Source organism: Streptomyces sp. CB01881 (genome assembly GCF_002953255.1).
Lineage (GTDB): Bacteria > Actinomycetota > Actinomycetes > Streptomycetales > Streptomycetaceae > Kitasatospora.
The window spans coordinates 2139643-2166606 of record NZ_CP026498.1; the positions used below are offsets into that span (position 1 = coordinate 2139643).

Below are 26964 nucleotides of genomic sequence, written 5' to 3' on the forward strand. Positions count from 1 at the left end.
CCTGAAGTTTGAATTGCGTTCCCCGTAATGACATCTTGATCATGACAGGACAACCCCAGGGGGTCAAGACTTCAAGGCTTCGGGGGCCGGCCCGGTGAAAAACGGCGGCTATGTCCGAATCACGCCGGCCACAGCGCAGGCGAACCTTTTCGGTGGTGAATCAAGCCGTGACGCGGAGGGCCTCCGGCCGGTCCGGGCCTGGCGCGGCGCGTCGGTGATCCGCCCCTTCGGCCGGTCGGTCACGGCCGTCTCCCCCGCCCGCTCACGCCGCACCCGCGGTCGCCGCCGCGCTGTAGGTGCCGGCGGACTGGTCGTACGGCTGCGCCAGGCCGGCCCGCGCGGCGACCGTGCTGTAGGTGCTGGAAGCGGGCGTGTACGCCGGGTCGGTGATGATCTCGCCGGCCAGGACGTCGTCGATCCGGCGCATCGTCTCCTCGTCCAGGCGGACCCCGGACGCCGCGGCGTTCTCCCTGACCTGGTCGGGGCGCGACGCTCCGACGATGGCGGCGGAGACCGCCGGGTTCTGCAGCGTCCAGGCGACGGCGAGCTGGGCGAGCGTCAGGCCGGCCTCCTGCGCGACCGGCTTGAGGCGCTGGATCTTCCCCAGGATCTCGTCGGCCAGGAAGTACCTGATGAAGTTGGAGCCGTGCTCGTCGGTGGCCCGCGACCCGGCCGGCGGCGCCGCCCCCGGCAGGTACTTGCCGGTCAGTGCCCCCTGCGCGATGGGCGAGAAGACCATCTGGCCGATGCCGTGCTGCCGGCTCACCGGGACGACCTCGGTCTCGATCACCCGCCAGATCATGTTGTACTGCGGCTGGTTGGAGACGATCCGGTCCAGGCCGAGATCCTCGGCGATCTTCATGGCCTCGGCGATCTCCTCGGCCCGCCACTCCGAGACCCCGATGTACAGGACCTTGCCCTGCCGCACGAGGTCGTCGAACGCGCGCAGCGTCTCGGCCAGGGGGACGTCGTGGTCGTAGCGGTGCGCCTGGTAGAGGTCGATGTAGTCGGTCCCCAGGCGGCGCAGCGAGGCGTTCGCCGATTCGATGATGTGCTTGCGGGAGAGCCCGCGGTCGTTGGCGCCCGGCCCGGTGGGCCAGTACACCTTGGTGCAGATCTCGACGGACTCGCGCCGCACCCCGGCCAGCGCCTTCCCCAGGACCTGCTCGGCCTTGGTGAGGGCGTAGACGTCGGCCGTGTCGAAGGTGGTGATCCCCTCGTCCAGGGCCGCGGAGATGCACTTGCGCGCGCCGTCCTCCTCGATCTGCGACCCGTGGGTGAGCCAGTTTCCGTAGGCGATCTCGCTGACCTTCAGGCCGCTCCGGCCGAGTTGACGGTATTCCATGCCGATTCCTAGCTGACCGATGGGCGGTCCACCGCTGCGCCCCGCCCCGCAGGAACGGGGCGGAGCGGGGCGGACGGCTCAGTAGACGATCTCTATCGATTCCTCGAAGCTCTTCAGGAGCTCCGTCAGGCTCGGGCCGCCCGGTACCTCGCGGTGGCGTCCCATGATGTTGCAGAAGTAGTCGGAGATCAGGTCACCGTCCGGGTGGAGGTGGTGGCCCGGCTCCTTGAAGCAGACGCAGAGGAGGACCTCGTCGCGCTCGCGCAGTTCGTCGAGTCCCTCGATCGCGCGGATGATCCCCGAACCCCGGTGGGGCACGTTGAACCAGAAGTAGGTGGTGTCCCCGGGGGCGTCCGCCTCCGGGCCCGCGGCCTGCGGCTGCCGCAGTGCCGGTCCGGTCCGGCGGTCGAACTCCTCCCGGCCGTCGCAGACCAGGCTGAGGTACATCGCCCGCATGAGGTCCGCTCCGCGGGCCCGCTGCGCGAGGTCGTAGAAGATCCCGCCGGCGCCGGGCCGGGCCGCCGTCTCCAGCACGTAGGGCGTCCCGTCGTGGAACCGGACCTCGGTGTGCGTGGGGCCGTGGGTGATGCCGAGGGCGCGGACGGCGTCGTGCGTCAGGTCGATGACGGCCCGGCGCAGCTCCTCCGGCATCGACGGCTCCAGCGCGTACAGCCGGTCGGGGAAGTACTGCCCGGGCGAGACCTGTTCGGAGTTGTTGGCCAGCAGGAAGTCCGCGGCCGGCCGGCCGTCGAACCAGACGGTGTCGACGGAGTACTCGCGCCCTTCGAGGCACTGCTCGACGAGGAACCCGGCGGCCGGGACGCCGTCCTGCGCCATGGTGGTGGCGTTGAGCAGGGCGATCTTGCGGACCTGCTCCAGCAGTTCGGCCTCGGACTGGACCCGCCGGACTCCGCAGCTGGCGAACCCGTGGGTGGGCTTGACGATCGCGGGGTACGCGACCTGCGCGAGGTCCAGCCCGGCGCGCGAGGTGAAGTGGGTGCCGCGGGGCGTGCTGACCCCGGCCGCCTGCCAGATCTCCTTCATCCGCGCCTTGTCGCGGGCCGCGCCGGCCGAGGCGACCGGGTTCCGGCCCACGCCGAGGGCCCCGGCCACCGCCGCCGTCGCAATGACGTACGGCTCCTGGTTGGTGAAGGCGGCGACGGCCGGCCGGCCCTCGCAGGCCGCCGCGATGTCCGCCGCCACCCGCTGCGGGTCGTCGCGCACGTCGAGCCGGAGCGAAGGGACGCCGGCCGGCGGCTCGGCACGGGCGGAGACGAACAGCAGCCGGTCGCCCTCGTCCGCGGCCACCCGCTCCATCGCCCGGGTGAAGTAGTCGGTCGTCTCCACGCAGACGAAGGTGCGGTTCACGACCGCGCCCCCGTGATCCGCCCGGCGTTCGCGGCGACGCGGTCGGCGAGCGCGGACAGTCCGGTGTCCCCGCGCTCGGTGAGCAGGAAGGCCAGCCGGTCGATGCCGAAGCCGACGCAGAGGGTGGAGGCGGCCAGCCCGCGCTCGTCGCGGATCCGGAAGGCGTCGGAGAAGTGGCTGCCGTGCTTGTTGAGCGAGGCGCTGGCGACCTTGCGGCCGAGGGTGTGCGAGCGCACGGCCAGCTCGATCTTGCTGTCGGAGACGAGCTGGGCGAACAGCTGCGCGCCGGCGCCGTCGCTGAAGAACATGTCCGAGGCCGTCTCCAGTGAGAAGTCCAGGCCCAGCAGGAGGGCGGTGACGGCCATCAGGTCCAGCAGTTCGCCGTGCATCCGGGCCACCGGCTCGGCACCGCCGACCACGACGCCCTCGCGCATCCGGAACTCGTACAGCCGTTCCTGGTTGTTCAGGTTGCCGGACTCGTCGCGGAAGATCGAGCCGCCCACCGTCATCACGAGGGCCTCGTCCTCGGCGAAGACCTGGTCCTCCAGGAGCTGGTAGCAGTGCAGGCAGGCCGCGGGGTTGAGGAGGTCGCGCGGTGCCTTCAGGTAGTCGAGCACCTGCCGGTCCGCGCCCCGCTCGCCCTTCTCGGCCGCCCCGCGCCAGTACGGCAGGAACTCCTCGAACAGGTCGGGGTCGTTGCTCACCGGCGCCACGAAGCTCAGGTGCTGGCAGCCGGTCTCGAAGTATCCCGACCGGTCCACGACCGAGCTCGGGATCATCGAGGGGATCAGCAGCTCCTCCGCGTCGTACGCCTGGGCGATGCAGCGGTTGGCGAACCGGTCGAGCGCCGCCAGCAGCGCCGCGCTCTCGTGCCCGTACACGTTGACGCCCGGACGCAGCTGTGCCGCACGGCCGGTGACCGCCCGGCGGCCCGGCCGCCGCGCCACGCGGCGCAGTTCCTCGGAGAGGGCGGCCGCGGCACTGCCCAGGACCTCGGTGGGGAACCGGGCCGGGCGGTCGGCGAGCCAGGCCTCGACCGAGGCCGGGTCGCCGGAGTCGAGCAGGGTCCTCGTCCGCACGCCGCGGGGGATCGCCTTGAAGCGCTCCAGGATCTGCCCGACGGAGCGCTCCAGCTTCTCCAGGGGCACGGCGTCCTGCGAGACGACCGTCAGCTCGTCGGTGCCGAACTCGACCGCGGTGACCTGGGGAAAGTAGAAACGCAGCTGTGTGGTGAGCGTGTCACGCACCGCCGGCTGTCCGACGGCCGCCTTGATGGTGGTCCTCAGCGTCTCCATCGGGTCACTCAACTCCCAGGAATGCCTTGATCCTTGCCAGCGTCGACACGTCCGACAGCTGGAAGGCCTCGTAGTCGATCTCCTTGCCGAAGTCCGTCTCCATCCGGACCACCAGCCCCATCACGGCCATGGATTCGAGCCCGAGCTGCGTCAACGGGGCGTCCTGGTACTCGTCGTACCGGTCGCAGACCAGGGCGACGGTCTCCTCCGGCAACAGACCGCTGAACAGGGTGCGGATCCATTGGTGGTCCATCGGCGGGGCCTTTCTCGTCCTGGGCTGCCGACGGGCGGGCAGTCGCCGGCCGTCGGGGAATGATCCTTCGGCGACGAATACTCTCAGCCACCGCCCGTACCGCGGCAAGAGATCGTCCGGCCGGTGCCCCCACCCCTCTCCGGCCCCGTGACCTGCTCGACCTCGGCGGACCGGCCCACCGTGGGCCGCGCCCGTCCCGCCGGCGGGACACCCGCCGGGGCCCCCTGTCCCGCAGGGGACCGGGAGGCGGGCTCCGGCCCGAGGACTCTGCTACTGTGGCGCCCGAGGTCCGTCCTCCGGTCGCCCGCGGCCTTCCGCACACCGGGAAATCCACCTGACGACGGACCGTCAGCTCCCTATCGTGGGGGCGTGTGCATCCGCCCTCAGACCACCGCCAGGCACTTCGTCTGCCTGCCCTGCCGCGTCTCGGTGAAGCGGCGGGCGGCACCGGGGCACGACCTCTGCCCGCGCTGCCGCGGGCGGCTGACCGACGCGGGGCAGGACCTGGCGGTCCCGAAGCGGCGGGACGACGCCGGCTGGCGGGCGCTGACCGCCGTGCTCGCCGCCGGGGTGACGTTCCACTCGCGGTGCTGCTATGGCCCCGGGTGGCGGCCGCGGACGCCGCGCGAGGTGCGGGAGCGGCTCGCGCTGGCGGGCCGGGGCGGCATCCCCGTGGCGGAGGCGATCACCACCCGGGACCTGGACGAACTCAGCGAGCGGGCCCGGGGGCGGGCGCCAGGCCGGTACAACCGCGGAGGCCGTCCCTCCGCTTGAGTGCCGCCTCAGCGGCGGCCCCGCTCTGCGGGACGGGCACGCCCTGGCCGTCGACGGTGGCCGGGGTGAACACCTCGCCGGTGACCTTGCCGGCCGAGGTGAGGGTCAGCGTCGTGACGCCGGTCTCGTTGGAGAACGCGTAGTTGGACGTGCCGTACCAGAGGAAGTTGCCGAAGCCGTACCCGACGTAGGTGTTGCCGAGCATGCCCGAGCCGAGCATGGTGTGCGCGTGCGTGCCGACCACCGCGGTGGCACCGGCCGCCGCGAGCTTCTTGGCGATGGCGGTCTGGGGGCCGGTCGGGCAGGCCTTGCCCTCGTCGCCCCAGTGCAGGTAGACGATGACGACGGGCGCCTGCTGCTTCGCCGCCTCCACCGCCTTGACCAGTGCGGGGGCGTCCAGCGCCGAGGCGATGCCCGGCTTGTTGGCACCGGCCCGCCACTTCTGGTTGGTGATGTCCTCGACCTGGCTGGCGGCGACCACCGCGACCTTCACGCCGCGGACGGTGGTGACGTACGGGGCGTACGCCTCCTTGGCGTTGTGCCCGACGCCGACGACCGGGATCGGCGAGGCGTCCTTGGCGGCGAGGGTGTCGGCGAGGCCGTCCGGGCCGAAGTCGACGGCGTGGTTGTTGGCCATCGAGACGACGTCGACGCCGGAGTCCTTGAGCGCGGTGAGCGCCTTGGGCGAGGTGCGGAAGGTGTAGGTCTTCGACTCGGGGGCGCCGCGGTCGGTGATCGCGGTCTCCAGGTTGAGGACGGCGAGGTCCGCGTCGGAGAGGGTCTTGGAGATCGGGCCGAGCGGCTGCTCGGGCGGCTTCACGGCGAGCCGGGTCTCCGTGCGGCCCTCGAAGTGGACGTCGCCGGCGAAGGCCACCGTGATGCTGCCGTCGGGCCGGGGCGCGGCGGCGCTGCCGGACGGAGTCGGCGCCGCGGTGCCGCTCGCGGCCGCGGAACCGTCGGCCGTCGGCCCGGCCGCGTCGCCGGCCGGCGCGGCCTTGGCCGGCGCCGGGTCGTCCGGTCCGCAGGCGGCCACGGGTGTCAGCCCGAGCAGCAGTGCGACGGCGGCCGCGACACGGCGCATGTGAGATCCCCCCGGGGTCGGTCCAAGAGCGGTCAGCCTACGCCACTCCCCCGCGCCTCCTTCGCCCTGCCTCCACACCATGTTCGTCGAACGCCGGCCCCCCCCGGACCGGATGCGCGGACCGCCCCGCGCGGGCCGGCCCGCCGCAGGACCACCCGGCCCAATCGCCCTCCCCGATGCGGCCGTCCCGTCCCTGGCGCGCCCGGCACTCCGGCGCGCAGCGTGGAGGGTACGGCGGCCGCGCGCGCATGCGGGGCCCGCGGGACCGTGAGGCGGTGGGTGATGGAGGGCGCAGGGATCACACCGGGCACCGTGGCGGGCCCCGCCCCGGACGGCTCCGCCCGCAGGCGGATCGTGGTCGGGATCGACGGCTCGGCGCCCTCGAAGGCGGCGCTGCGCTGGGCGGTCGGGCAGGCGGTGCTGACCGGCGCCCGGGTGCACGCCGTGGCCGCCTGGGAGTACCCGTCGCTGTACGGCTGGTTCGCGCCGATGGCGGACGACGGCTTCGAGCAGGCGGCGCTCCGCACGCTCACCGCCGAGGTGAACGAGGTGGTGGGCCGCGACCGGCCGGTGGAGATCCGGGAGAGCCTGGTGCTCGGGCACGCGGCCGAGGTGCTGCTGGGGGCGGCCGAGGGGGCGGACCTGCTGGTGCTCGGCAGCCGGGGGCGCGGCTCCTTCGCCCGGACGCTGCTCGGCTCGGTGAGCGCCCGCTGCGCCGTGCACGGCGTCTGTCCGATGGTGATCGTCCGCGCGGACGGCACGGCGTCCGCGCCACCGCACACGGCCCGCGCCGCGACCGCCGTGGAGGGCGGCGGGGAGGCGACGGTCCGCACCAAGGACTGGCAGCTGAGCCTGCACGTGGTCGAGGACCGGGACACCACCCGGGTGCACGCCGTGCTCGACGCCGACGGCAGCGTGCTGCACAGCGACGCGCTGGCCCGGCGCAACCCGGTCGACGACCCGGCGCCGGCGGTCGGCGACGAGTTCGCGGTCGGCCGGGCCCTGGTGGACCTGGGCCACCAGTTGCTCCGCGCCGGCACCCGCTCCGCCACGGGCCCGGCGGAGCGGGCCGGCGGCTGACAGAATTCGAAGGACGGACGACGGACGCCAGAAGACGGATGACAGACACGCAGATGACCGACTCTGCCGGCCCGGCCCCGGGCACCCCAGCACCCTCCCGCGAACCGCACGGCACCCCCGGCCCCGCTCCCGGCCCCGGCCCCGACTTCACCCCCGCCGAGCGCGCCCGCGGCCGCGCGCTGCGGCGTGCGCAGGTGCCGTGGGCGCTCGGCGGGCGGCTGGCCGGCCTGGCGCTGGCGCTCGCGCTCGGGCTGACGCCCGCCGGGGCGGGGCTGGTGACCGCGGTGGGCGGCTGGTTCGGCGGCTCGCGGACGGCGGAGGTGCTGGCCGGGACGGCCGCGCTGGTCGTGCTCGGGCAGGCGGTGCAGCTGCCGTTCGGCGCGGGCGTCCGCTCGGCGCGCGCCCGGTACGGGCTGGTGACGCAGGGCTGGGCCGGCTGGGCGGTGGACGCGCTGCGCGGGCTGGCGCTCACCCTGGTGCTGGCCCTCCCCGTCGCCCTCGGGCTGTTCGCGCTCACCGCGTGGTCGCCGGACCACTGGTGGCTGCCGGCGGCGGGCGCCGCGGCGCTGCTCACGGCGGCGCTCTCGTTCCTCTACCCGCTGCTGGTGGAGCCGGTGTTCAACCGCTTCACGCCGATGCCGCCCGGGCCGCTGCGCAGCGCGCTGCTGGCGCTCGCCGACCAGGACGGCGTCCGGGTGCGGGACGTCCTGGTGGCGGACGCGTCGCGACGGACGACGGCGCTGAACGCGTACGTGTCCGGGCTGGGCGCGACCCGCCGGATCGTCGCCTACGACACGCTGCTGTCGACCGCGGAGCCCCGCGAGGTGGAGCTGGTGGTGGCGCACGAGCTGGGGCACGTCAAGCACCGGGACGTGCTGACCGGCACGCTGCTGGGCGCGCTGGGGGCGGCCGTGGTGGTCGCCCTGCTCGGCCTGCTGACGGGCTGGGGCCCGCTGCTGTCGGCGGCCGGGGTGGCGGACGTCGCCGATCCTCGCGCCCTGCCGCTGCTGGCGGCCTGCGCGACGCTGCTGGGCGCGCTGTCGGGCCCGGTGCAGTGCGCGACGAGCCGCCGGATCGAGGCCCGGGCGGACCGGCACGCGCTCGAACTCACCTCGGACGCCGAGCAGTTCGTCGCGATGCAGCGCAGACTGGCTTTGGTCAACGTGTCCGACGTCGACCCACCGCGGGTGCTTGAGCTACTGTTCGCCACTCACCCGAGCGCAACCCGCCGGATCGCGGCCGCCCGCGCCTGGCAGGCCTCGGCGCCCGACGGGGCCAGGACCGGCTGAGCGGCACGGCTGAGCGGCACGGCCGGGCGACGCAGCCGGACAGGGCACGCAAGCGGCCAAAATCGTTGTATAGTGCAACAAATTCTCCCGAGGAGGTAGGTACGCCGTGCCCGGCCGCGATACGTCGATCGACACCATCCAGCGCGAGCTGACCGCCTTCGCCCGGCGCGCCCGGCACAAGGCCAGCCAGCTGCACCCGGACCTCTCCCTGGTCACCTACAGCATCCTCGACCTGATCAACGAGCGCGGCGGCTGCCGGGCCGCCGACGTCGCGATGCACTTCATGCTGGACAAGTCCACCGTGAGCCGCCAGGTCACCGCGCTGGAGAAGCTCGGCCTGCTCCGCCGCGAGGCCGACCCGGACGACCAGCGAGGCCAGATCCTGCGCGCCACCGAGGCCGGCCTCACCCTGCTGCGCGAGGCCAACGAGCAGCGCCGGGCCTCCTTCACCGCCCGCTTCACCGACTGGTCCGACGAGGACGTCGCGCGGTTCGCCGACTACCTCGCCCGCTACGGCGCCCAGGACTGAGCACCGGCGGGCCCGGACCGCCCGCGCCGGGCACCGGCGGGCCCGGACCGCGCCCCGGACGGCGGCCCGCCGACATGCGGCGCACAGCCCGGACGGTGTACAGAGGAGAGGTGCCACTTCGGCAGCGTCCCGGTGACGGCCGCCGGTCGTGGCGGCCCGGCCGCCGCGCTCTGACGGTGCTGGCGCTCGCGCTGATCCTGGCGATCACCGTCGTGGACGTCCTCGCCCCGCCCGACATCCACCTGGGCCCGCTGCTGATCGTCGCCCCCGCACTCACCGCCTCCTTCGCGGGCGCCCGGGCCACCACCGTCATCGCCCTGCTCGCACTCGCCGCACTGACCTTCATCGGGTTCCAGCGCGACGGCCTCTACACCGCCAACCACGAGACCCAGCTCGGCGCGCAGGTCGCCGTCTCGGCGCTGATCGTCGGCCTGCGGGTGCTGCGCGACCGGCACGAACGGGAGCTGGCCCAGGTCCGCTCGGTCTCCGAGGCGGCCCAGCGCGTCCTGCTGCGCCCACTGCCCGACCGGATCGGGCCGCTCCACCTCGCCTCCGTCTACCTGGCCGCCGAGGCCGAGGCGCAGGTCGGCGGGGACCTCTACGCGGCGGCCCGCACCACGACCAGCACCCGCCTGCTGGTCGGCGACGTCCGGGGCAAGGGCCTCTCCTCGCTCGGCGACGCCGCCCTGCTGCTCGGTGCGTTCCGGGCGGCCGCCCACCTCCACGCCGAGCTGCCGGAACTCGCCACCTACCTGGACGGCAGCGTCTGCTGGGACCTCGCCCAGCTCGGCGAGCAGAACCGGCTGCGCCGGGCGGTGGCGGGCGCCGTCCCGGGCCAGGAGGGGGACGGGACGGCCGCGGACGACAGCAGCGAGTCGTTCATCACCGCCGTCATCCTGGACATCCCGGACGACGGCTCCGTCCTGCGGCTGATCGACTGCGGCCACCCGCCCCCGCTGCTGCTGCACGCCGACGGCATCGCCGCGCTCGGCGCCCGCCACCCCGCTCCCCCGCTCGGTCTCGGCGAGCTGGCCCCGACCGCGTACGAGGTGGAGGTGTTCCCGTTCGTCCCGGGCGACCGGCTGGTGATCTACACCGACGGCGTGATCGAGGCCCGCGACGCCGAGGGACGCTTCTACCCGCTCACCGAACGCGTCACCGCCTGGCGGGACGACCGTCCGGCCGCCCTGCTGGGCCGCCTGCGCCGCGACCTGCTCGCCCACGTCGGCGGCCGGCTGGACGACGACGCCGCGGTCGTCGTGGTGGAGCGGCTCGCCTGAGCGCACCCCGCCGAGCGCGGCCCCGGGGCGTACGCGGCCGGACGGCGCCACCGGGGTCACGGCCGGTACGGCAGCTGCGGCACGTCGAAGCAGTTGGTGGTCATCGACGCCACCTGGGTGACCCAGCCGCCCCTTCCCCCCTCCGCCGCGTCCTGCCAGCGGGCCGCGTTCAGACAGGCGCGGGTCAGGCCCGACGGCGGGGGCTGCGGCACGAAGGAGGCGGGCAGGATCAGGCCGTGCGCGTCGTAGGGCTCGGCACGGTTCATGAAGCCCCCGACGCAGGCCCGCGTGAGCTCCGCGCCGCAGGAGTCCATCGCGTCGGTGAGCCACTGCGCGCCCGCCCAGCCCTCCAGCTCCCAGGCCGAGAGCAGCGGCGCGCGGTCGGGGTAGTACCGGGCCATCGCGGCGCGGAAGTCCGCCACCGCCGGGTGGTCCACGTCCTCGTAGTTGAGGCTGGACGAGGTCGCCCAGAGCACGTTGCGGCAGCCGGGTGACGACTGGTAGTCGGTGCGGACGGTCTCGGACCAGTTCTGGACGTTGGTCACCTTCGCCGCGACCTCCACCCCCGCCTCGTCCAGCGCCCGGCACAGGGCCGCGTTGCCGCGGGTGTCCATGGCGTCGAACAGCAGCTGCGAGCCGTCGGCGCGGACGGCGGCGGCGACCGCCTGGAAGTTCGGCAGCGCGAAGTCGACCGTCTGCGTCAGGACCCGGTAGCCCTCCGCCTCCAGGCCCTCCCTCAGCTGGGCGGCGTAGCGGGCCGAGTCGGCCTGGTTGTAGGCGACCACCGCGGCGCTGCGCGCGCCCAGCCGCTCCTTGAAGAACCGGTACACCTCGGTGCTCTGGTAGAGCGTCCCGTTCCAGCCGACGGCGTTCCCGTCGCGCGGCGCGCTGCTGCCGTAGATGCCGTAGAGGTGCGGCCAGCGGTCGTACGCCGTGCCGATCGGCTGGCCGCCGACGTCCGGCACGGCCTTCCCGCTCACGTACGGGGCGCCCGCGTAGTCCAGCACGCTGCCGGAGACGAAGGCGAAGACGTGCGACTGGTCGATCAGCCGGTGCACGCAGTCCTGGTTGCCGATGCCGCTGCCGCCGTCGTCGCAGGTGACCGGCTTGACGGTGCGCCCGTGCAGGCCGCCGCGGTCGTTCAGGGCCTGGAAGAACGCCAGCGCGCCGTAGCGGGGGCCGCTGAACACCTCGCTGCCGACCGGGCTGGTCAGCGAGGTGACGATGCCGACCCGGATCTCGGTGGCGGTGACGCCGGTGTCGGAGGCCGGATTGCCGCCCGTCGTACTGCTCCCGCCCGGGGTGGGGCGGGGGCCGAACGCGCTGTCCGGCAGCCGGGTCCCGCAGGCGGTGACGGGCAGCAGCACGAGCAGCGGCACGAGCAACAGCGCCAGGGCGCGGACGCGGCGCGCGGGCCGCCGGCGGACGGGTCCGTCGGCGGCCCGGCGGGAGGGCGGCGCCGTCAGCTGCATCCGGGGATCGGGGTTCCGCTGCCCGCGCCGGCCTGGGTGAGCAGGCCGCACAGGGTCGAGCGGGAGACCTTCCAGGTGCCGTTCTCCAGCACGGCCTGGCCGGTGGCGCTCGGCTCGACCACGGTGCCCTGGAGCGAGAGCTCGTAGGTGACGGTGGCATCGGTCGGCGAGGTGAACGCCACGTCGGTCACCTTGGCCTTCACCTGGCCGACCCGCGGGTCCTGGGAGAAGCCCTGGAGGGCGGGGAGCAGCACGTCACCGTTCTGGAGCAGGCCGGCCTTCTCGGGGATAGGGGTGCTGGGGTCGAAGAACTTCTCCCAGTTCGCGGTGACCTGATTCTTCGCGGTCGCCGGGTCGGCGGGCGCGGTCGCGCCGGCACTGGCACTCGCACTCGCGCTCGCACTGGCACTGGCACTGGCACTGGCACTGGCCGAGGCGGACACGGACGATGCCGACCCCGAGGCCGTGGAGGTGGACTTGCTGCTGCTGCACGCGGCCACCGTGCCCACCAGCAGCAGCGCGAGCAGCGCGCTCGCCGACCGCAGGACCGGGCCGCCGCCCCGACGCGTGCCGCGGGTGTCGCGGGTGCCGCTCTGCCTCACGTGCATGGTGTTCCTCTCGACTGCGGCGATCACGTCGTCGGCGCCGAAGCCCCGACCGTGCCGGCCGCGCCGCCCGGATGCGCCGCGCGGCCCGCTCCGCCGATGTCCGGATGCTGTTCCAGGCCGATCCTGGAAATGTCGCAAGTGACACCATCAAGGCGGATCCATGGACGAATCGCAATCCGGGGGCGAAAGCTCCCGTACCGCCGCGCAGGGGGCGGGCGGCCCTCCCGCCGCCGGCCCGCGGCGCTCCGCCGCGCGGGCGGTGCGGACGGTCCGCGGCGCACACGGGTGGCGCGAATGGCGCGAGTGGACCGGCTGGATCATCGCGGCCACGGGGGCCGCCCTCTGCGTGCTGGGTTGGTACGGGGTGTCCGGCGAGCAGTTCGCCGAGCAGCAGATCCCCTACCTGGCCTCGTCCACCATCCCGGGCGCGGCGCTGATCGTGGCGGGCGTCGTCCTGGTCGCCCTGCGCTCCTCCGGCCGCTCGCCGGGGTCGTCCGACCGCTCCGCCGACCTGACGCACCGGCGGGTCGAGCGGCTCTACGCCCTGCTGGTCGAGCCCGACGACGGGCCCGGCGACAGCTCCCCCGGCGACAGCTCCCCCGGCGGCGACGGGCCCGGCGACAGCTCCCCCGGCGACGGCGCGAGCGCCGCGGAAACCGCCGCCGTCACGCTGGCCGTCCCCGAGGGCACCCTCTACCACCGGCCGCACTGCCCGCTGGTGACCGGCAAACCCCGGGCCGTACCGGTGGACGCCGCCGCCGTCCGGGCACGCGGGCTCGCCCCCTGCCGGCTCTGCGAACCCGGCCCGCCCGGCGGGGCCGACCCGCCCGAGGGGCCCGCCGGCCCCGCCCGCCCGGGCGACGCCGCCCCGCCGGCCGGCTGAGCGGCGGCGGTCCCCGTGCCGGACGTCCTCACCCCCGACTCCCTCGGCCTCACCGTCGACCTCGCGCTCGCCGGACTGACCGTCGGCTGCGCCGCCGCCCTGAGCGGCATCGGCCTGGTCGTCTGCCACCGCGCCACCGGCGTGCTCAACCTCGCCCAGGGCGCGCAGGCCATGCTCGTCGCCTACCTGCTGCGCGACCTCGTCGTGGTGCGGCACTGGCCGGTCTGGCCGGCCGTCGCGTGCTGCCTGCTGCTGGTCGCGCCCGCCCTCGGGGTGGTGCTGGACGCCCTGGTGTACCGGCCGTTGCAGCGGCGCGGCGCCGGGACGGCCGAGACCATGGTCGCCGGGGTCGGCGTCTTCGTGCTGCTCATCGGGGTGGTGGTGCTGCTCTGGGGCGCCGCCCCGCTGAGCGGCGCGCCGTCCCCGTTCGGCGGCACCCCGATCGTGCTGCCCGGCGGGCACACCCTGCGGCCGGACACCGTGGCGCAGATCGCCGCCATCCTGGTGCTCTCCGTGACGGTGGCCGCGACCACCCGCTTCACCCGGTTCGGCCTCCAGCTGCGCGCGGTCGTCGACGACCGCCGGCTCGCCCGGCTGGCCGGGGTGGACGCCGACCGGGTCTCGGCGGCCGGCTGGGCGTTCGGCTCGTTCACCGCCGGCCTGGTCGGTGTCGCGCTGGCACCCTACCTGCTGCTCGACCCGTACGGGCTGCCGCTGCTGGTGATGGAGACGATGGCGGTCGCGGTGGCCGCCCGGCTGCGGTCCGTCCCGGTGGCGGTGGCGACCGGGCTCGGCCTCGGGATCGCGCAGGCCGAGATGACCCGGCTGCGCCCGCCCGGCCAGCTGCTGCCGCTGGTGCAGGCGGTGCAGGCCAACCTGTTCGTGGTGGCGCTGCTGGCCGCCGCCCTGCTGGCCGGCCCCCGGATCACGGGCGGGCAGCCCGACCGCGCCCCGCTCACCGTGCCCGGGCCGGCCGGCGGGGGGCGGGCGGCCCGGGCGGTCTGCCTGGTACTGCTCCTGCTGCCGCTCGGCTTCCGCGGCAACGACCTGCGCAGCGCGCTGCTGGTGCCCGCGCTGGCACTGGTCCTGCTCTCCATCGTGGTGGTGACCGGGTACGGCGGGCAGATCTCGCTCGGCCAGGCCGGGTACGCGGGGCTCGGCGCGCTGGGGACGGCGCTGCTGATGTCCGGACGGATCCCGGGCGTGCCGCCGCTGCCCGCCGCCCCCGCGCTGCTGCTCGCGGTCCTGGTGACCGCGCCGCTCGGGCTGCTCACCGGCTGGCCGGCGATCCGGCGGCGCGGGTTGGCGCTCGCCCTCGTCACCTTCGCGGTCGGGACGGCCATGAGCCGCTTCGTCTTCCAGCAGCCGTACGCGACCACCGGGCTGACTCTCGACCGGCCCGGCTTCCTGGCCGGCGACCGGGCCTTCTACCTCGCCGAACTGCTGTTGCTCGGGCTGGGCCTGGTGGTGGTGCACGCGCTGCACCGGGGGCGGCTGGGCCGGGCCCTGACCGCGATGCGCGACCACGAGCAGGGCGCGGTGGCGGCGGGGGTGGACGTGCCCGGGCTGAAGCTGTTCGCCTTCGTGGCCGGGGCGGCACTGGCCGCGCTCGGCGGCGGGCTGATGGGCCTGGCCGGGCGGGCCTTCGACGCGGCCTCGTTCGACCCGGTGCTCGGGCTGCTCTGGTTCGCGGCCGTGGTCGTGGCCGGCGCGGACAGCGCGCTCGGGGCGGTGCTCGCCGCCGCCCTGCTGACCGGCCTGGACTCGGGCACGGTGGCAGGGGTGTCGGCGGTCGCGGTCGGCGTCCTCGCGGCGGCGATCGGCCGCCTGCCGGGTGGCCTCGCGGGCGTGGCGGCCCGCCTGCCGCGCCGCCGACCGGCGGAGGCCGCCGCCGCGCTGCCGCCCGCCCGGCTCACCCCGGCGGGCCGGCGGGTCCGCACCCTGATCGCCGCCCGGCGCGGCGACGCCCCGGGGGAGGCCCGGCCGTGAACCGTACGGACGCCGGCCGGGCCCGGCTGACCGCGCGGGGCGTGGTCCGCCGGTATGGCGGGATCGAGGCGGTGGCCGGGGTGGACCTGGCCGCGCCGCCGGGGCGGATCACCGCACTGATCGGACCGAACGGCGCCGGCAAGAGCACGCTCTTCGACTGCCTGGCCGGGACGGTCCGCCCGGACGCCGGCCGGGTGCTGCTCGGCGGCCGTGACGTCACCCGGCTGCCCGCGCACGCCCGGGTCCGGCTCGGGCTGGCCCGGACGTTCCAGCAGATCGCCGTCTTCCCGACCCTCCCGGTCGCGGACAACGTCCGGATCGGTGCCGAGCAGCGGCGCGGCCGCCGGCCGGACACCCGCGCGGTGGACGAGGCGACGGCGCGGGCCCTCGCCCTGTTCGGGCTCGGGCGCGTCGCGGCGCGGCCGGCCGGTGACCAGCCGACCGGGGTGCTGCGCCTGGTGGAGCTGGCCCGCGCCCTGGCCGGCGACCCGCGCGTGCTGCTGCTGGACGAGCCGTCGGCCGGTCTGGACGCGGCGCAGACCGCCCGGCTGGTCTCCGTCCTGCGCGGCCTGGCCGGCCGGGGCATGGCGCTGCTGCTGGTCGAGCACGACCCGGACCTGGTCGGGGAGCTGGCCGACACCGTGTACGCGATGGCCGGCGGCCGGGTGGTGACGTGCGGTCCGGCCCGCACCGTACTCGCCGACGCCCGGGTGGCACGGCTCTGGGGCGGGGCGGCGGCACCGACGGGGGCCGGCCCGTGAGCGTCGAAGCCGCCCTGCGCTCGGCCCGCGTCCGGTACGGGCCGCTGGAGGCGCTGCACGGGGTGGACCTCGCCTTCCCGGCCGGCGCGGTCACCGTGCTGCTCGGCCGCAACGGCTCCGGTCGCACCAGCGCGCTGCACGCGCTCGCCGGGGTGGTCCGCCTCGCCGCCGGGCGGGTGCTCTGGCAGGGGCGGGACGTCACCGCGCTCGACGCCCACCGGCGGGTCCGGCTCGGGCTGGCGCTGGTCCCGGCGGAGCGGGCGGTGTTCGCCTCGCTGACGGTGGCCGAGCACCTCGGGCTCGGCGGCTCCGCGCCCTCCGGGGCGGACGAGGCGCTCGCGCTCCTGCCCGAGCTGTCCGCCCTGCTGCCCCGCCCGGCCGGGACGCTCTCCGGCGGCCAGCGGCAACTGGTCGCCGTCGCCCGGGCGCTGACCGCACGTCCGCGCCTGCTCCTGCTCGACGAGCCGGACCGGGGCCTCGCGCCCGCCGTCACGGCCCGGCTCCACGCCCACCTGCTCGGCACGGCCGCCGCCGGGGGCCGGACGGTCGTGCTGACCGCGCAGTCGCTCCCCCGCAGCCTGGCCGGGGCGGCCGTCGTCCACGTGCTGCACCGGGGCGAGGTCAGCTTCTCCGGGGAGCCTTCCGAGCTGAGGGGGCGTCCGGCCGGGGTGTGGTGACCGGTTTCCGCCCGGCACCGAGGCGGCCGGGAACGACGACAGAGGCGGAAGTCGAAACCGACTTCCGCCCCTGGTCCTGGAGCGCCGGGCCCGAATCGAACGAACCCCTCCCACTGAAAGTGGGCGTGCTACCGCTGCACCACCGACGCCTGACCGGCCGGTCCTCGGTCGCTTCCGCGTCCTCGTCCCGCCGACGAGGAAAACGTACCAACAGATGATCAGGAGGCGAAATCGGGCCCGGGAACGTCGAGCGCACCGGCGCGCACGGCACCTGGGAGCGAACTCCCGCTGCACGAGCAGCGCCGGAATCCCCGGCGCGGCCGTCGTCCAGGTGCCACGCCGGGGCGAGGTCAGCTTCTCCGGGGAGCCTTCCGAGCCGAGCGGGCGTCCGGCCGGGGTGTGGTGATCAGTTCGCCCGGCGCCGCGGCGGCCATGATGTCGCCCAACAGGCCGCGGGCGGATTCGAGTTCGCGGATGGTCCCGGCGATCCGGGCGTCCTCGGCGGCGAGGCCGGCGAGGAGTTCGGGGCAGGTCGGGCCGGGGCGGCGCTCGCCGGGGGCGGGCAGGCCGGGCAGGATCCCGGCGATCACCGTACTGCTGAGGCCCGCCGCGAGCAGGGTGCGGATGCCGTGGACGGTGCGGACGTCGTGCTCGCCGTACTCGCGGTAGCCGCTGGGGCGGCGTTCGGGGCTGAGCAGGCCCTGCTCCTCGTAGTAGCGCAGCGCACGGGTGCTCACCCCGGTCCGCCGGGCCAGTTCCCCGATCCGCACCACGGCCCCCTCGGCACCCGTTCCCACGCTTGACCCTCACGTCGACGTGAAGGTCTAGCTTAACCGCCGTGACAGACTTCCGATCTTCCGCAACCAGCCCTTCCCGCACCCCCGTTACCGTGCTCGGCCTCGGTCCGATGGGCCGCGCGCTGGCCTCCGCGCTGCTTACGGCCGGCCACCCGGTCACGGTCTGGAACCGTACCCCCGGCCGGGACACCGACCTGCTGGCCGGGGGCGCCGAAGCCGCCGCGAGCGCCGCCGGGGCTGCGACCACGAGCACCCTCACGCTCCTCTGCGTCCGCGACCACGACGCCGCCCGGGCCGTCCTCGACGCCGCCGGCGAGGCCCTGCGGGGCCGGACCGTGGTCAACACCACCTCCGTCGCCCCCGGCCGGGCCCGGGAGACCGCTGCCTGGGCCGCCGCCCAGGGCATCCGGCTGCTCAACGCCGCGATCCTCACCCCCACCCCGACCATCGGGCAGCCGGGCGGTGTGATCGTCTGCTCCGGCGAGGAGGAGCCGTTCCACGCGCACCGCCCCGCGCTGGCCGCCCTCGCCGGCACCGTCACCCACCTGGGCGCCGACCCCGGCCGGGCGGCGGCGTACGACGCGGCGCTGCTGGACTTCTTCTGGACCACCGCGCACGGCTACCTGCACGCCCTCGCCCTGGCCCGCGCCGAGGGCATCACCGCCGCCGAACTCGCCCCGTACGCCCACGGGTTGCCGCGCATCCTGCCGACCCTCATCGACGGCTGGGCCCGCCGCGCCGACGAGGGCCGCCACCCCGGCGACCACAGCAGCGTCGCCTCCGCCGCAGCCGGCCTCGCCCACGTCGCCGGCACCGCCCGCGCCCTCGGCCTGGACACCGCCGTCCTGGACGCCGCCCTCGCCGTCACCGAGCGGGCCCTCGCCGCCGGGCGCGGCCCGGAAGGCGTCTCGGCCCTGATCGAGGTGCTGGGCGCCTGACGGCCTACTGCGCCAGGTAGCCCCCGTCGACCGGGAGGACGGCGCCGGTGATGAAGGAGGCGTCGTCGGAGGCCAGGAACACGACGGCGGCGGCCACTTCGGCGGGCTCGCCGAGGCGGCCCATCGGGTGGAGCCGCTCGATCGCCGCAAGGTACTCGGAACCGCCCGGCTCGCCCCGGAGGCGGCGGACGCGCTCGGTGGTGATGGTGCCGGGGGCGACGGCGTTGACCCGGATGCCGCGGTCGGCCCACTCGACGGCAAGGTGCTTGGTGAGGCCGGAGGCGACGAACTTGGCGGGCCCGTAGACGGCCTGGCCGCGCTGGCCGGCCTCGCCGGAGATGGAGGAGACGCAGACGATCGCGCCGCCCCGGCCCCGCGGGGCCGCCATCGCCTCGATCGCGTACTTGCAGGTGAGGAACATGCCGCGGCCGTCGACGGCCATCACCTGGTCCCAGTCCTCGGCGCTCGCCTCGGTGATCTCCATCAGCGGCAGCACGCCCGCGTTGGCCACCAGGACGTCGAGGCGGCCGTGCCGGTCGACGGCGGCGGCGATCATCCGGCGGGCGTCGTCGTCGCGGGAGACGTCGCCGACCACCGTGCCGACGGCCTGCGGGAGTTGCTCCGCCAGCCTGCGCAGGCCGTCGGCGTCGATGTCGGTGGCGACGACCGACGCGCCCTCCCGGGCGAAGCGCTCGGCCACCGCGCGGCCGATGCCGCTGGCCGCGCCCGTCACCACGCACACCTTGCCGGCCAGCCGGCCACCTCCCGGGAGTCCGTCACCAGGGGATCCGTCACGCGGTTCGCCGCTCACCTCGGTCATGGCACCGGACTCTACCGACCTGCCGTCAGAAACCGTGGTGCGCAACGGTTCACCGGCCGACGGAAGTGGCGGGGACGCCACCTCCGGACGGGCCCTACCCGAGGATGCGCCGCTCGTACGCCTGGGCCACGGCGGCGGCCCGGTCGGCCGCGCCCAGCTTGGCGTAGATGTGCGTGAGGTGGGTCTTCACGGTCGCCTCGCTGATGAACAGCACCCGGGCGATCTCCCGGTTCGAGGTGCCCTTGGCCACCAGGGCCAGCACCTCGCGCTCGCGCGTCGACAGCGGTGCCTCCTCCGGCCCCTCTCCGCGCGGGCCGTCCTCCCCCTGGGCCGCCCCGCCGCGGGCCGCCGGGGTGCGCACCGCGGCGACCAGCCGGGAGGCGACCGCCGGGGAGAGCACGGTGCGCCCCTCGGCCGCGGCGCGCACCGCGGTGAACAGCTCGTCGCGCGGCGCGTCCTTCAGCAGGTAGCCGGTGGCGCCGGCCTCGATGGCGGGGAGGGTGTCGGCGTCCGTGTCGTACGTGGTGAGGACGAGGACGCGGGCCCGCGCACCCCGGTCCGTGAGGGCGGTGATGGCCTCGACCCCGCCGCCGCCCGGCATCCGCAGGTCCATCAGGACGACGTCGGGGTCGAGCGCGGCGACGCGGGCCACGGCCTCGGGGCCGCTCGACGCCTCGCCCAGTACGCGGAACCCGGGGTCGGCGGCGAACATGCCGCGCAGGCCGTCGCGCACGACGGGGTGGTCGTCGACGAGGAGCAGGGTGATCACGTCAGCGCTCATGGGGCACCAACGGTACGCGAGCCGAGACCGCCGTCCCGAAGCCGGGTTCGGACTCGACGGTGACCGTGCCGGCGATGCGCTCGGCCCGGGCCCGCATGCCGGACAGGCCGAAGCCGCCGGTGCCGGCGCGGGCGGAGGCGGTGGGCAGGGCGAGCGGGTCGAAGCCCCGGCCGTCGTCCCGCACGTCGAGGACGACCTCGTCGTCGATGAAGGAGAGGGTGAGCCCGAGACGGGTGGCCTGCGCGTGCCGGGCGGCGTTGGCGAGCGCCTCCTGGCCGATCCGCAGCAGGGTGGCGGCGATCTCGCCGTGCAGTTCCTCCACCGTGCCGGTGACGGTGAACTCGGCCTGCACCCCCGTCCGTTCGCGCCACTCGGCGACCGTCTTGCGCAGCGCCCCCGGCAGCGTGTCGTGCTCCAGCGCCGCCGGCGAGAGGTTGCGGACGGAGCGGCGGGCCTCGCCGAGGCTGTGCCGGGCGAGGTCGGCGGCGCGGTCGAGGTGGCCGCGGGCGGCGGCCGGGTCGGGGGCGGTGGCACCGGCCTGGAGCTGGGTGACGATGCCCGCCAGCCCCTGCGCGATCGTGTCGTGGATCTCGGCCGCCATCCGGGTGCGCTCGTCGGCGACCCCGGCCTCCCTGGCCTGGACGAGCAGTTGGGCGTGCAGGGCGGCGTTCTCCGCCAGCGCCTGCTGGAGCGCGGCGTTGGCCCGGGCCAGTTCCTCGATGGCGGCGGCCTGGACGCGGGCCCGTTCGGCCTCCTGGGCGGCGACCCGGCTGAGCACGACCAGCAGCACGAGGTGCACGGTGAGCAGCCCGCCGAAGACGACCATCCCCGTCGTGCCGCGCGGCGGGAACCCGCCGGACTGGGAACCCGCCAGGGTCACCGCGGTGGCGACCATGCCGGGCCAGCGCAGGCGCCGCGGAAGGAGCCGCTCCGCGTCGTAGTAGCCGGCGGTCGCGTAGGTGGCGAAGAACGGGTTCAGCCAGGTCAGCGCGAAGGCCAGCGCCCAGCGGACCGCGTAGTACACGGTGCTCCGGGCGGACGGGCCGGGGCGCTCGCGGGCCGCCGCGAGCCACCACAGTTGCAGCACGACGGCCGCGGTGGCGAGCGCCCCGACGGCCGCCCACCGGGGCCCGTCCATCCCGATCAGCCGGGAGGTGGCCGCCGAGAACAGCAGGCCCGCGCCGAGCAGGGCGAACGAGCCCCAGCGGTGGAACACCGCCCACCGCCGCTCGACGGCGGTGCCGGCCCTCGCGGCGTTCTCGGCCCCCGTCCGCGCCACGTCGATCCCGCCCCGGTCGCTGCCGGGCGCACCACCCCCGACGGCGATCCCGCCGGGCCCGCCCCTGTCGGCCGCGTCCCCGCCGGCCCCCCCGTACGCAATGGTCACCCGCCCAGTCTGCACGAGGCCGATCACCACGGGGTCACTCCCACCGGAACCAGCGGGCGGCCGCCGCCAGCAGCGCCACCACCCAGACCGCGAGCACGCCCAGGTGCCCGAAGCCCGGCCAGGACCCCGCCGACGCCTCGCCGAACGCCTCGGCGGCGGCGCCGAACGGCGTCCAGCCGACCACCCGGGCGAGCGCGTCCGGCATCGCCTGCACCGGCACCCAGGTGCCCACGCAGAACATCATCGGGAAGTAGACCGCGGTGCCGACCCCGTTGGCGATCTTCGAGGTCCGGGAGAGCGCGGAGATCACCGCGCCGAGGGCCAGCGCGCCGAGAGCGGCGAGCACCAGGGCGAGCAGGTAGCCGAGCGGCTGCCGCGGCAGCGCCACGTCGAAGACGATCCGGCCCACCGCCAGCGACAGCGCGGCCGACACCAGCGCGGCCGCGCCGTGCAGGACGATCTGCGCGCCGAGCAGCGCGGCCGGGCGGACCGGGGTGGTCGACATCCGGCGCAGGATGCCGCGCTCCCGGTAACCGGTGATCACCGGTGGCATGGCCGCCACGGCGGCTGTGAGCAGCGCGATGAGCACGGACACCTGCCCGTAGGCGTCGACCGTCCTGATGCCGCCGAGCGACTCCTTGACCTCGCGGAAGGCGGGGATCGAACCGAGGATCACGAGCAGCAGGGTGGGGAAGACCAGGATCCAGAAGACACCGGCCGGCTCCCGCAGGAAGAGCCGGGCCTCGGCGGCGAGGACCGCGGCGGCCGGCCCGCGCCGACGGGCGGTCCGGGCGGCCGACCCGGACGGCCCGGACGACCGGGATGTGGACGACGTGGACGGCGTGGACGGCGTGCGGGCGGCGGTCATGACTCGGCTCCGGTCAGGTCGATGAACGCGTCCTCCAGGGTGGCGTCGGTGACGCGCAGTTCATGGGCGGTGATGCGGTTGCGGGCGAGCAGGGTGAGGACGGCGTCGACGGTCTCGTCGGTCCCGGCCAGCGTGAGCCGGCCCTCCTCGGACACGACGGAGACGAGCCCGGGCAGCGCGGCGAGGTCGGCCTCGGCCGGCGGCGCCGAGGGCCGGAAGGAGACGACCCTGGCCCCGGCGGAGCGGCCGATCAGCCCGGCCGGGGTGTCCAGCGCGACGATCCGCCCCTGGTCCACGACGGCGATGCGGTCGCAGAGGCGCTGCGCCTCCTCCATGAAGTGGGTGACCAGCAGGACGGTGACCCCGCCCTCCCGGACCGACTCGACCAGCTCCCAGGTGGCGCGCCGGGCCTGCGGGTCGAGCCCGGTGGTCAGCTCGTCCAGGACGACCACGCGCGGCCGGCCGATCAGCGCCAGCGCGATGAACAGCCGCTGCTTCTGCCCGCCACTGAGGTCCGCGAACCGGGTGGACAGCCGGGAGGTGAGGTTCAGCCGCCCGGCCAGCGACCGCCAGTCGGCGGGGTCGGGGTAGCAGGCGGCGTACAGCTCCAGTGCCTCGCGGACGGTCAGCTTGGGCTGGAGCTCGCTCTCCTGGAGCTGGACGCCGAGGACCCGGGTGGTCGCCGCGCGGTCGGCACGCGGGTCGAGCCCGGCCACGCGCACGGTGCCGCCGTCGGGAACCCGCAGCCCGGCCACGCACTCGACCACGGTGGTCTTGCCGGCACCGTTGGGGCCGAGCAGTCCGAAGATCTCGCCCTCGGCGACGGAGAAGGAGACGCCGTCGACCACCGTGCGCCCCGCGTAGGACTTCTGAAGGCCGGTCACCTCGATGACGGGGCCCGAGGCGGGCGGCTCTGGACTGCCGGAAGGTTTCATGGGTCCAGCTTCGCGAGCGGCCGGGACGGGCGGCATCCGCCGATCCGCTCGGCCCGGGGCGCCCGTATCAACCGATCGGTTGATACGGGCGCCGGGGGGGTGCCCCTCGGCACCCCCCGGCGGCGCTCAGCCGACCGTCAGGACGATCTTGCCCCGCAGGTGTCCGCGCTCGCTCTCCTGCTGCGCCTCCGCCGCCTCCGCCAGCGGGAACACCCGGTGCAGCGGGAGCCGAAGGGTGCCCTCCTCGTGCAGTGCGAGGGCGCCGGCCAGCGCCGGACCGTGGTAGTGGACGGTCTCGGCGCCGCCGGTGAACCGCACCCCGTGCGCGGCCGCCCCCTCCCAGTCGGCGATGGTCAGCACGTGCTCGGCGCCGCCGGCCAGCTCGATCGAGAACGGCAGCACGTCGCCCTGGCCTGCCGCGTCCAGGACCTTGTCCACACCCTCCGGGGCGGCGGCCCGCACCCGCTCGGCCAGCCCGTCCCCGTACGCCACCGGGACCGCGCCCAGCTCGCGCAGGTGCGCGTGGTTGGCCTCGCTCGCGGTGCCGATCACCCGGATCCCGCGCGAGCGGGCGAACTGCAGCAGCAGCGTGCCGACGCCACCGGCCGCGCCGTGCACCAGCAGCGTCTGGCCGTTCCCGACGCCCAGCAGGTCCAGCACGCGCCAGGCCGTCTCGGCGGCGGCCGGGATCGCCGCCGCCTCCTCCCAGCCCAGCGTGGCCGGCTTGCGGACCAGCTTGCCCGCCTCCACCAGCGCGTGTTCGGCGTACCCGCCGCTGTGGACCAGGCCGAACACCTCGTCGCCGGGCCGCCACTCGGTCACGCCCTCGCCGACCTCCTCCACCACGCCCGCCACCTCGGAGCCGGTGACGTACGGGAGCGTCAGCGGGAACAGCTCGGTCAGCGCGCCGTTGCGCAGCTTGTGGTCGAGCGGGTTGACGCCCGCGGTGCGGACGGCGACCCGCACCTGGCCTGGGCCGGGGGCGGGCAGGTCGATCTCGATCGGGTGCAGGACGTCCGCGCCGCCGTACGCGGAGAAGCCGATGGCCTTGGTCATGGGTGTTCCACCGTTCCTGGTGTCTCGGGGGTTCGTCGTGGTGACGGTTCCAGCCTGGTGCGCCGGCGGGTGGCCGACGGCCCGCCGTTCGGCCGGTTCGGCCTGGCCGTTCGGCCAGGCCGGACGCCGGCGGGCCGGGCTACGCTCGACGGCATGGTGGAAGACGTGCACGACAGCGGGGAGCCGGCCGGGGCCCGGTCGTGGGAGCGGCCCGACGGCGCGCTGGCGCGGGCCGTCGAGGTGCTGCGCACACCCCGGCCGGCCCTGTTGCCACGGCTCTCCGAGATCCTCGCCGACCTCGTCCCGCACACCGTGCTCGCCCAGCTCAGCGGCGTCTGCACGTACTCCCCCACCAACGCCTACGGCGCCGCCGACCTGGCCGGGCGGATCACCACCCTGGAGCTGGCCCAGCTGGCGGAGGCGGTTCGGCCCGGCCGGCCGTGGCAGGGCGAGGCGGTCCTGGCGGGCCGCCCCCGGCCCGCCGTCGCGGTCGCCGCGGCACCGGCCGGCACCAACGGCGCACTGCTCGTCCTCGTCCGGGCGGGCGCCGGGCCGCTGCCCGGGCAGGCGCTCGCCGTCCTCCAGCAGGTGTGGGAGCTGGTCACCACCCACTCCCACCACCGCGCCACGGACGCCGCCCCCGTCCACGCGGCCGCCTCCCGCGCCTCGGCCGGCGCCCGGGCCCGGGCGATCGCCGAACTGAGCGGCGCCCATGCCTCGGCCCTCACCGCGATCCTCGCACCGCTGCGCTCGGCCGCCCTGGACGACGCCACGGCCCGCCGCAGCGCCACCGAACTCGCCGTCGACGCCCTGGTCGGCCTGCGCGCGGGCGCCGACCTCGACCGCGAGCTGAGCGAGGAGCCGGCCGCCACCGCCTTCGCCCGGCTCGCCGACGAGCTGCGCCCGCTGCTCCGTCACAGCCCCGTCCGGCTCGACCTGCTGCCGCCCGCCGCGGGCGACCGCTCCGTCCCAGCCGACACCGCGCACACCGCCCGGGCCGCCGTCCGCTCCACCGTGATCGCCATGCTGGAGCAGGACAACCTGACCCGCCTGCACGTGAGTTGGCAGTTCGTGGCGGATTCCGTCCGGGCCGTGGTCCGCGACGACGGCCCCGGCCTGCTGGCCGCCGACGCACTCACCGTCCACCGCACCACCGACCGGATCGCCGCCCTGTCCGGCCGGCTGACCGTCGACGCCGTCCCCGGCTGGGGCACCACCGTCACCGTCGACCTCCCGCTGACCATGCCCCCGGCCGTGCCCGTCGTCTCGGACCCCCTGGAAGGCCTCCAGCCGAGGGAACTGGAGGTCCTCGACCAGCTCGCCCGGGGCCGCCGCAACCGGGAGATCGCCCTGGCCCTGCACATCAGCGAGTCCACGGTGAAGTTCCATGTGGCCAACATCCTGGCCAAGTTGGGCGTCACCTCCCGCGGCGAGGCCGCCGCCCTCGCCCACCGCGCGGGCATGCCCACCTCGACGGCGCTGTACGCGGCGTCGTAGGGTCCCGCGCGGCGGGGCGGGTCCGAACGGGGCTGCGCTCCCGGTCGGCGCGTCCGGGGCACACCGGCTGGCGGCGTGGCCGACGGCGTTCCGGGTTCGACAGCGCCGACCGCCGCCTGGTACGGCAGCGGGCTCTAGTAGTAGTGCCGCAGCTCCGGCCAGAGGGCGGACCACGGCCTGGTGGTGCCGGTGCACAGCAGGACGGGGGCGTGCTGCTCCTGGTTGGGCACGCCGTGGCCGTTGTCGACGCGGGCGACCACCCGGCAGCCCGTGAAGTACTGCTCCACGCGCGGGTACCCGTCCGGATGGAGCAGCAGGACCGGGCCGTCGGAGGTGTCCGGCGGCGGGCCCCAGTCGGCGAGGCTCATGTGCCCGGAGTAGGGGGCCGGCAGTCCGTGGCGCGGGCCGTACCGGGCCAGCGCGCCCGCCTCGCCATAGTTCGAGGTGAAGATCACCGCCCGGCCCCGCCGGTCGGCCGGAATCGCGGACCAGCCGTCGGCGGCGGCCTCGGCCAGTTCGGGCCAGCCGATCTGCTCGCCCTGCTCCGGGTAGATCCCGTTCACCACCGGGACCAGGCGGGCCGGCAGCACCGGCAGGGTGATCACGACGTTCACCGCGGCCGCGAACGCCAGCCAGGCCGCGAACCGCACCCGGCCGCGGCGCGGCCGCGCCGCCACCCGCTGCGCCAGCGGCTCGCAGCCCGCCGCGGCCAGCACCAGCAGCAGCGGGAACGCGTAGTACGGCTTGCCGCCGCCGGCGATCACCGCGACGCAGATCACCGGGTAGGCGACGGCGAAGGCCCTGGCCCAGCACACTGCCGGGTCCCGGAGCAGCCGCCGGATCCCCGCCACCCAGACCGGCACCAGAACCGGGGACAGGTAGAGGATCTGCATCGGCACGAACATCAGTCGGTTGTGGGTGCCGTCCTTGTCGCTGATCCCGCCGGCCACGGTCAGCTCGGGCCAGCCGTGCGCGGCCTGCCACCACAGGTTGGGCAGCGCGACGACCAGCGCGACCGCCAGGCCGGCCACCGGCCACCAACTCCGCAGCACGCGCCGGGGCCCGACCGCGAGCACGGCGGGGACGAGGGCGGCGGCGAGCAGCAGGACGAGGTCCTTGTTGAGCAGCGCGAGGCCGGTGACCGTGCCGAGCGCCACCCACCAGCGGCCGTCGCCGGTCCGCAACCGTGCGGGAGCACTAC

General features: G+C 75.5%; 26 protein-coding genes and 1 tRNA gene. 11 read left to right on the forward strand and 16 right to left on the reverse strand.

The genetic code is table 11. From position 1 onward, the window contains the following. Window positions 1-262 precede the first annotated feature (262 nt). The 4 genes from C2142_RS09315 to C2142_RS09330 form a co-directional block, all read right to left on the reverse strand. A complete protein-coding gene (locus C2142_RS09315; protein ID WP_148641956.1) occupies window positions 263-1345 on the reverse strand; it encodes an aldo/keto reductase family protein in 1083 nt (360 codons plus the stop codon). Window positions 1346-1423: 78 nt separating this feature from the next. Continuing rightward, window positions 1424-2713, reverse strand: coding sequence for an ATP-grasp domain-containing protein (locus C2142_RS09320; RefSeq protein ID WP_148641957.1), 1290 nt, complete (start codon window positions 2711-2713; stop codon window positions 1424-1426). Further along, complete coding sequence (locus tag C2142_RS09325) at window positions 2710-4008, reverse strand: hypothetical protein (protein WP_148641958.1); 1299 nt, start codon at window positions 4006-4008, stop codon at window positions 2710-2712. The genes C2142_RS09320 and C2142_RS09325 overlap by 4 nt, the downstream gene beginning before the upstream one ends. 4 nt (window positions 4009-4012) lie before the next feature. Next, window positions 4013-4261 (reverse strand): acyl carrier protein, encoded by a 249-nt coding sequence (locus tag C2142_RS09330; RefSeq protein WP_148641959.1) that lies wholly within the window; start codon window positions 4259-4261, stop codon window positions 4013-4015. Window positions 4262-4630: 369 nt separating this feature from the next. Here C2142_RS09330 and C2142_RS09335 point away from each other — a divergent pair, with 369 nt between their 5' ends. Beyond that, on the forward strand, window positions 4631-5035 hold the full coding sequence (locus C2142_RS09335) for a hypothetical protein (RefSeq protein ID WP_148641960.1): 405 nt from the start codon (window positions 4631-4633) through the stop codon (window positions 5033-5035). On the opposite strand, the gene C2142_RS09340 is transcribed toward C2142_RS09335, so the two are convergent. Then, window positions 4971-6116 carry a CapA family protein gene (locus tag C2142_RS09340; protein WP_148641961.1) on the reverse strand — a complete coding sequence of 382 codons (1146 nt, stop codon included), beginning with the start codon at window positions 6114-6116 and terminating at the stop codon, window positions 4971-4973. The genes C2142_RS09335 and C2142_RS09340 overlap by 65 nt on opposite strands. Before the next feature lie 312 nt (window positions 6117-6428). Here C2142_RS09340 and C2142_RS41965 point away from each other — a divergent pair, with 312 nt between their 5' ends. The 4 genes from C2142_RS41965 to C2142_RS09360 all read left to right on the forward strand — a co-directional run bounded on the left by C2142_RS41965 (window position 6429) and on the right by C2142_RS09360 (window position 10294). Then, complete coding sequence (locus tag C2142_RS41965) at window positions 6429-7196, forward strand: universal stress protein (protein WP_346766372.1); 768 nt, start codon at window positions 6429-6431, stop codon at window positions 7194-7196. Between the two features lie 53 nt (window positions 7197-7249). Continuing rightward, complete coding sequence (locus tag C2142_RS09350; RefSeq protein WP_148641962.1) at window positions 7250-8485, forward strand: M48 family metallopeptidase; 1236 nt, start codon at window positions 7250-7252, stop codon at window positions 8483-8485. Between the two features lie 106 nt (window positions 8486-8591). Next, on the forward strand, window positions 8592-9014 hold the full coding sequence (locus C2142_RS09355) for a MarR family transcriptional regulator (RefSeq protein WP_148641963.1): 423 nt from the start codon (window positions 8592-8594) through the stop codon (window positions 9012-9014). A gap of 110 nt (window positions 9015-9124) precedes the next feature. Continuing rightward, window positions 9125-10294, forward strand: coding sequence for a PP2C family protein-serine/threonine phosphatase (locus tag C2142_RS09360; protein WP_241002467.1), 1170 nt, complete (start codon window positions 9125-9127; stop codon window positions 10292-10294). A 56-nt stretch (window positions 10295-10350) separates the two neighbouring features. Here C2142_RS09360 and C2142_RS09365 read toward each other — a convergent pair whose 3' ends face one another. Further along, window positions 10351-11766 carry an ABC transporter substrate-binding protein gene (locus tag C2142_RS09365; protein ID WP_148641965.1) on the reverse strand — a complete coding sequence of 472 codons (1416 nt, stop codon included), beginning with the start codon at window positions 11764-11766 and terminating at the stop codon, window positions 10351-10353. Further along, window positions 11757-12374 carry a hypothetical protein gene (locus C2142_RS09370; RefSeq protein ID WP_148641966.1) on the reverse strand — a complete coding sequence of 206 codons (618 nt, stop codon included), beginning with the start codon at window positions 12372-12374 and terminating at the stop codon, window positions 11757-11759. Before C2142_RS09370 ends, C2142_RS09365 begins: the two co-directional genes overlap by 10 nt. Window positions 12375-12690: 316 nt before the next feature. Between C2142_RS09370 and C2142_RS09375 the strand changes: the two genes are divergently transcribed. From C2142_RS09375 to C2142_RS09385, 4 genes are read left to right on the forward strand one after another with little or no spacing between them, the layout of a single operon-like run. Continuing rightward, a complete protein-coding gene (locus tag C2142_RS09375) occupies window positions 12691-13257 on the forward strand; it encodes a hypothetical protein (protein WP_148642307.1) in 567 nt (188 codons plus the stop codon). A gap of 15 nt (window positions 13258-13272) precedes the next feature. Next, on the forward strand, window positions 13273-15246 hold the full coding sequence (locus tag C2142_RS09380) for an ABC transporter permease (RefSeq protein ID WP_148641967.1): 1974 nt from the start codon (window positions 13273-13275) through the stop codon (window positions 15244-15246). Continuing rightward, on the forward strand, window positions 15243-16007 hold the full coding sequence (locus C2142_RS39565) for an ABC transporter ATP-binding protein (RefSeq protein WP_148641968.1): 765 nt from the start codon (window positions 15243-15245) through the stop codon (window positions 16005-16007). The genes C2142_RS09380 and C2142_RS39565 overlap by 4 nt, the downstream gene beginning before the upstream one ends. Further along, window positions 16004-16684, forward strand: coding sequence for an ATP-binding cassette domain-containing protein (locus C2142_RS09385; protein ID WP_148641969.1), 681 nt, complete (start codon window positions 16004-16006; stop codon window positions 16682-16684). Before C2142_RS39565 ends, C2142_RS09385 begins: the two co-directional genes overlap by 4 nt. Window positions 16685-16761: 77 nt before the next feature. Here the strand turns inward: C2142_RS09385 and C2142_RS09390 are convergent. Together C2142_RS09390 and C2142_RS09395 are read right to left on the reverse strand one after the other, a co-directional pair. Further along, window positions 16762-16833 (reverse strand) — tRNA-Glu (locus C2142_RS09390). 201 nt (window positions 16834-17034) lie between these two features. After that, complete coding sequence (locus C2142_RS09395; protein ID WP_148642308.1) at window positions 17035-17454, reverse strand: MerR family transcriptional regulator; 420 nt, start codon at window positions 17452-17454, stop codon at window positions 17035-17037. Between the two features lie 119 nt (window positions 17455-17573). On the opposite strand from C2142_RS09395, the gene C2142_RS09400 reads away from it, so the two are divergent. Next, window positions 17574-18419 carry an NAD(P)-binding domain-containing protein gene (locus C2142_RS09400; protein ID WP_277347247.1) on the forward strand — a complete coding sequence of 282 codons (846 nt, stop codon included), beginning with the start codon at window positions 17574-17576 and terminating at the stop codon, window positions 18417-18419. A gap of 4 nt (window positions 18420-18423) precedes the next feature. Here the strand turns inward: C2142_RS09400 and C2142_RS09405 are convergent, their stop codons facing one another. The 6 genes from C2142_RS09405 to C2142_RS09430 form a co-directional block, all read right to left on the reverse strand. After that, window positions 18424-19239, reverse strand: a complete 816-nt coding sequence (locus tag C2142_RS09405; RefSeq protein WP_148641970.1) for an SDR family NAD(P)-dependent oxidoreductase — start codon at window positions 19237-19239, stop codon at window positions 18424-18426. Between the two features lie 94 nt (window positions 19240-19333). Then, window positions 19334-20020, reverse strand: coding sequence for a response regulator transcription factor (locus C2142_RS09410; protein ID WP_148641971.1), 687 nt, complete (start codon window positions 20018-20020; stop codon window positions 19334-19336). Further along, the gene (locus C2142_RS09415) at window positions 20010-21236 is read right to left on the reverse strand and encodes a sensor histidine kinase (RefSeq protein WP_241003157.1); all 1227 of its coding nucleotides are present in this window, start codon (window positions 21234-21236) and stop codon (window positions 20010-20012) included. The genes C2142_RS09410 and C2142_RS09415 overlap by 11 nt, the downstream gene beginning before the upstream one ends. Window positions 21237-21441: 205 nt before the next feature. Next, window positions 21442-22275, reverse strand: a complete 834-nt coding sequence (locus C2142_RS09420) for an ABC transporter permease (RefSeq protein WP_148641972.1) — start codon at window positions 22273-22275, stop codon at window positions 21442-21444. Further along, entirely contained in the window at window positions 22272-23210 is a 939-nt protein-coding gene (locus tag C2142_RS09425; RefSeq protein WP_241002468.1) for an ABC transporter ATP-binding protein, read from the reverse strand. The genes C2142_RS09420 and C2142_RS09425 overlap by 4 nt, the downstream gene beginning before the upstream one ends. 126 nt (window positions 23211-23336) lie before the next feature. Further along, window positions 23337-24266 carry an NADP-dependent oxidoreductase gene (locus tag C2142_RS09430; RefSeq protein WP_148641974.1) on the reverse strand — a complete coding sequence of 310 codons (930 nt, stop codon included), beginning with the start codon at window positions 24264-24266 and terminating at the stop codon, window positions 23337-23339. A 153-nt stretch (window positions 24267-24419) separates the two neighbouring features. Between C2142_RS09430 and C2142_RS41485 the strand changes: the two genes are divergently transcribed. Continuing rightward, window positions 24420-25763 carry a LuxR C-terminal-related transcriptional regulator gene (locus tag C2142_RS41485; RefSeq protein WP_148641975.1) on the forward strand — a complete coding sequence of 448 codons (1344 nt, stop codon included), beginning with the start codon at window positions 24420-24422 and terminating at the stop codon, window positions 25761-25763. Between the two features lie 134 nt (window positions 25764-25897). Here C2142_RS41485 and C2142_RS09440 read toward each other — a convergent pair whose 3' ends face one another. After that, window positions 25898-26947 (reverse strand): glycosyltransferase family 39 protein, encoded by a 1050-nt coding sequence (locus tag C2142_RS09440; protein WP_241002469.1) that lies wholly within the window; start codon window positions 26945-26947, stop codon window positions 25898-25900. Window positions 26948-26964 lie beyond the last annotated feature (17 nt).

What these genes read in the sequence shown, in the direction of transcription:
- C2142_RS09315 (WP_148641956.1), bottom strand. Translation starts at nt 1,345, where the DNA reads ATGGAATACCGTCAACTCGGCCGGAGCGGCCTGAAGGTCAGCGAGATC.
- C2142_RS09325 (WP_148641958.1), bottom strand. Translation starts at nt 4,008, where the DNA reads ATGGAGACGCTGAGGACCACCATCAAGGCGGCCGTCGGACAGCCGGCG.
- C2142_RS09330 (WP_148641959.1), bottom strand. Translation starts at nt 4,261, where the DNA reads ATGGACCACCAATGGATCCGCACCCTGTTCAGCGGTCTGTTGCCGGAG.
- C2142_RS09340 (WP_148641961.1), bottom strand. Translation starts at nt 6,116, where the DNA reads ATGCGCCGTGTCGCGGCCGCCGTCGCACTGCTGCTCGGGCTGACACCC.
- C2142_RS09350 (WP_148641962.1), top strand. Translation starts at nt 7,250, where the DNA reads ATGACCGACTCTGCCGGCCCGGCCCCGGGCACCCCAGCACCCTCCCGC.
- C2142_RS09365 (WP_148641965.1), bottom strand. Translation starts at nt 11,766, where the DNA reads ATGCAGCTGACGGCGCCGCCCTCCCGCCGGGCCGCCGACGGACCCGTC.
- C2142_RS09370 (WP_148641966.1), bottom strand. Translation starts at nt 12,374, where the DNA reads ATGCACGTGAGGCAGAGCGGCACCCGCGACACCCGCGGCACGCGTCGG.
- C2142_RS09405 (WP_148641970.1), bottom strand. Translation starts at nt 19,239, where the DNA reads ATGACCGAGGTGAGCGGCGAACCGCGTGACGGATCCCCTGGTGACGGA.
- C2142_RS09410 (WP_148641971.1), bottom strand. Translation starts at nt 20,020, where the DNA reads ATGAGCGCTGACGTGATCACCCTGCTCCTCGTCGACGACCACCCCGTC.
- C2142_RS09420 (WP_148641972.1), bottom strand. Translation starts at nt 22,275, where the DNA reads ATGACCGCCGCCCGCACGCCGTCCACGCCGTCCACGTCGTCCACATCC.
- C2142_RS09425 (WP_241002468.1), bottom strand. Translation starts at nt 23,210, where the DNA reads ATGAAACCTTCCGGCAGTCCAGAGCCGCCCGCCTCGGGCCCCGTCATC.
- C2142_RS09430 (WP_148641974.1), bottom strand. Translation starts at nt 24,266, where the DNA reads ATGACCAAGGCCATCGGCTTCTCCGCGTACGGCGGCGCGGACGTCCTG.
- C2142_RS41485 (WP_148641975.1), top strand. Translation starts at nt 24,420, where the DNA reads ATGGTGGAAGACGTGCACGACAGCGGGGAGCCGGCCGGGGCCCGGTCG.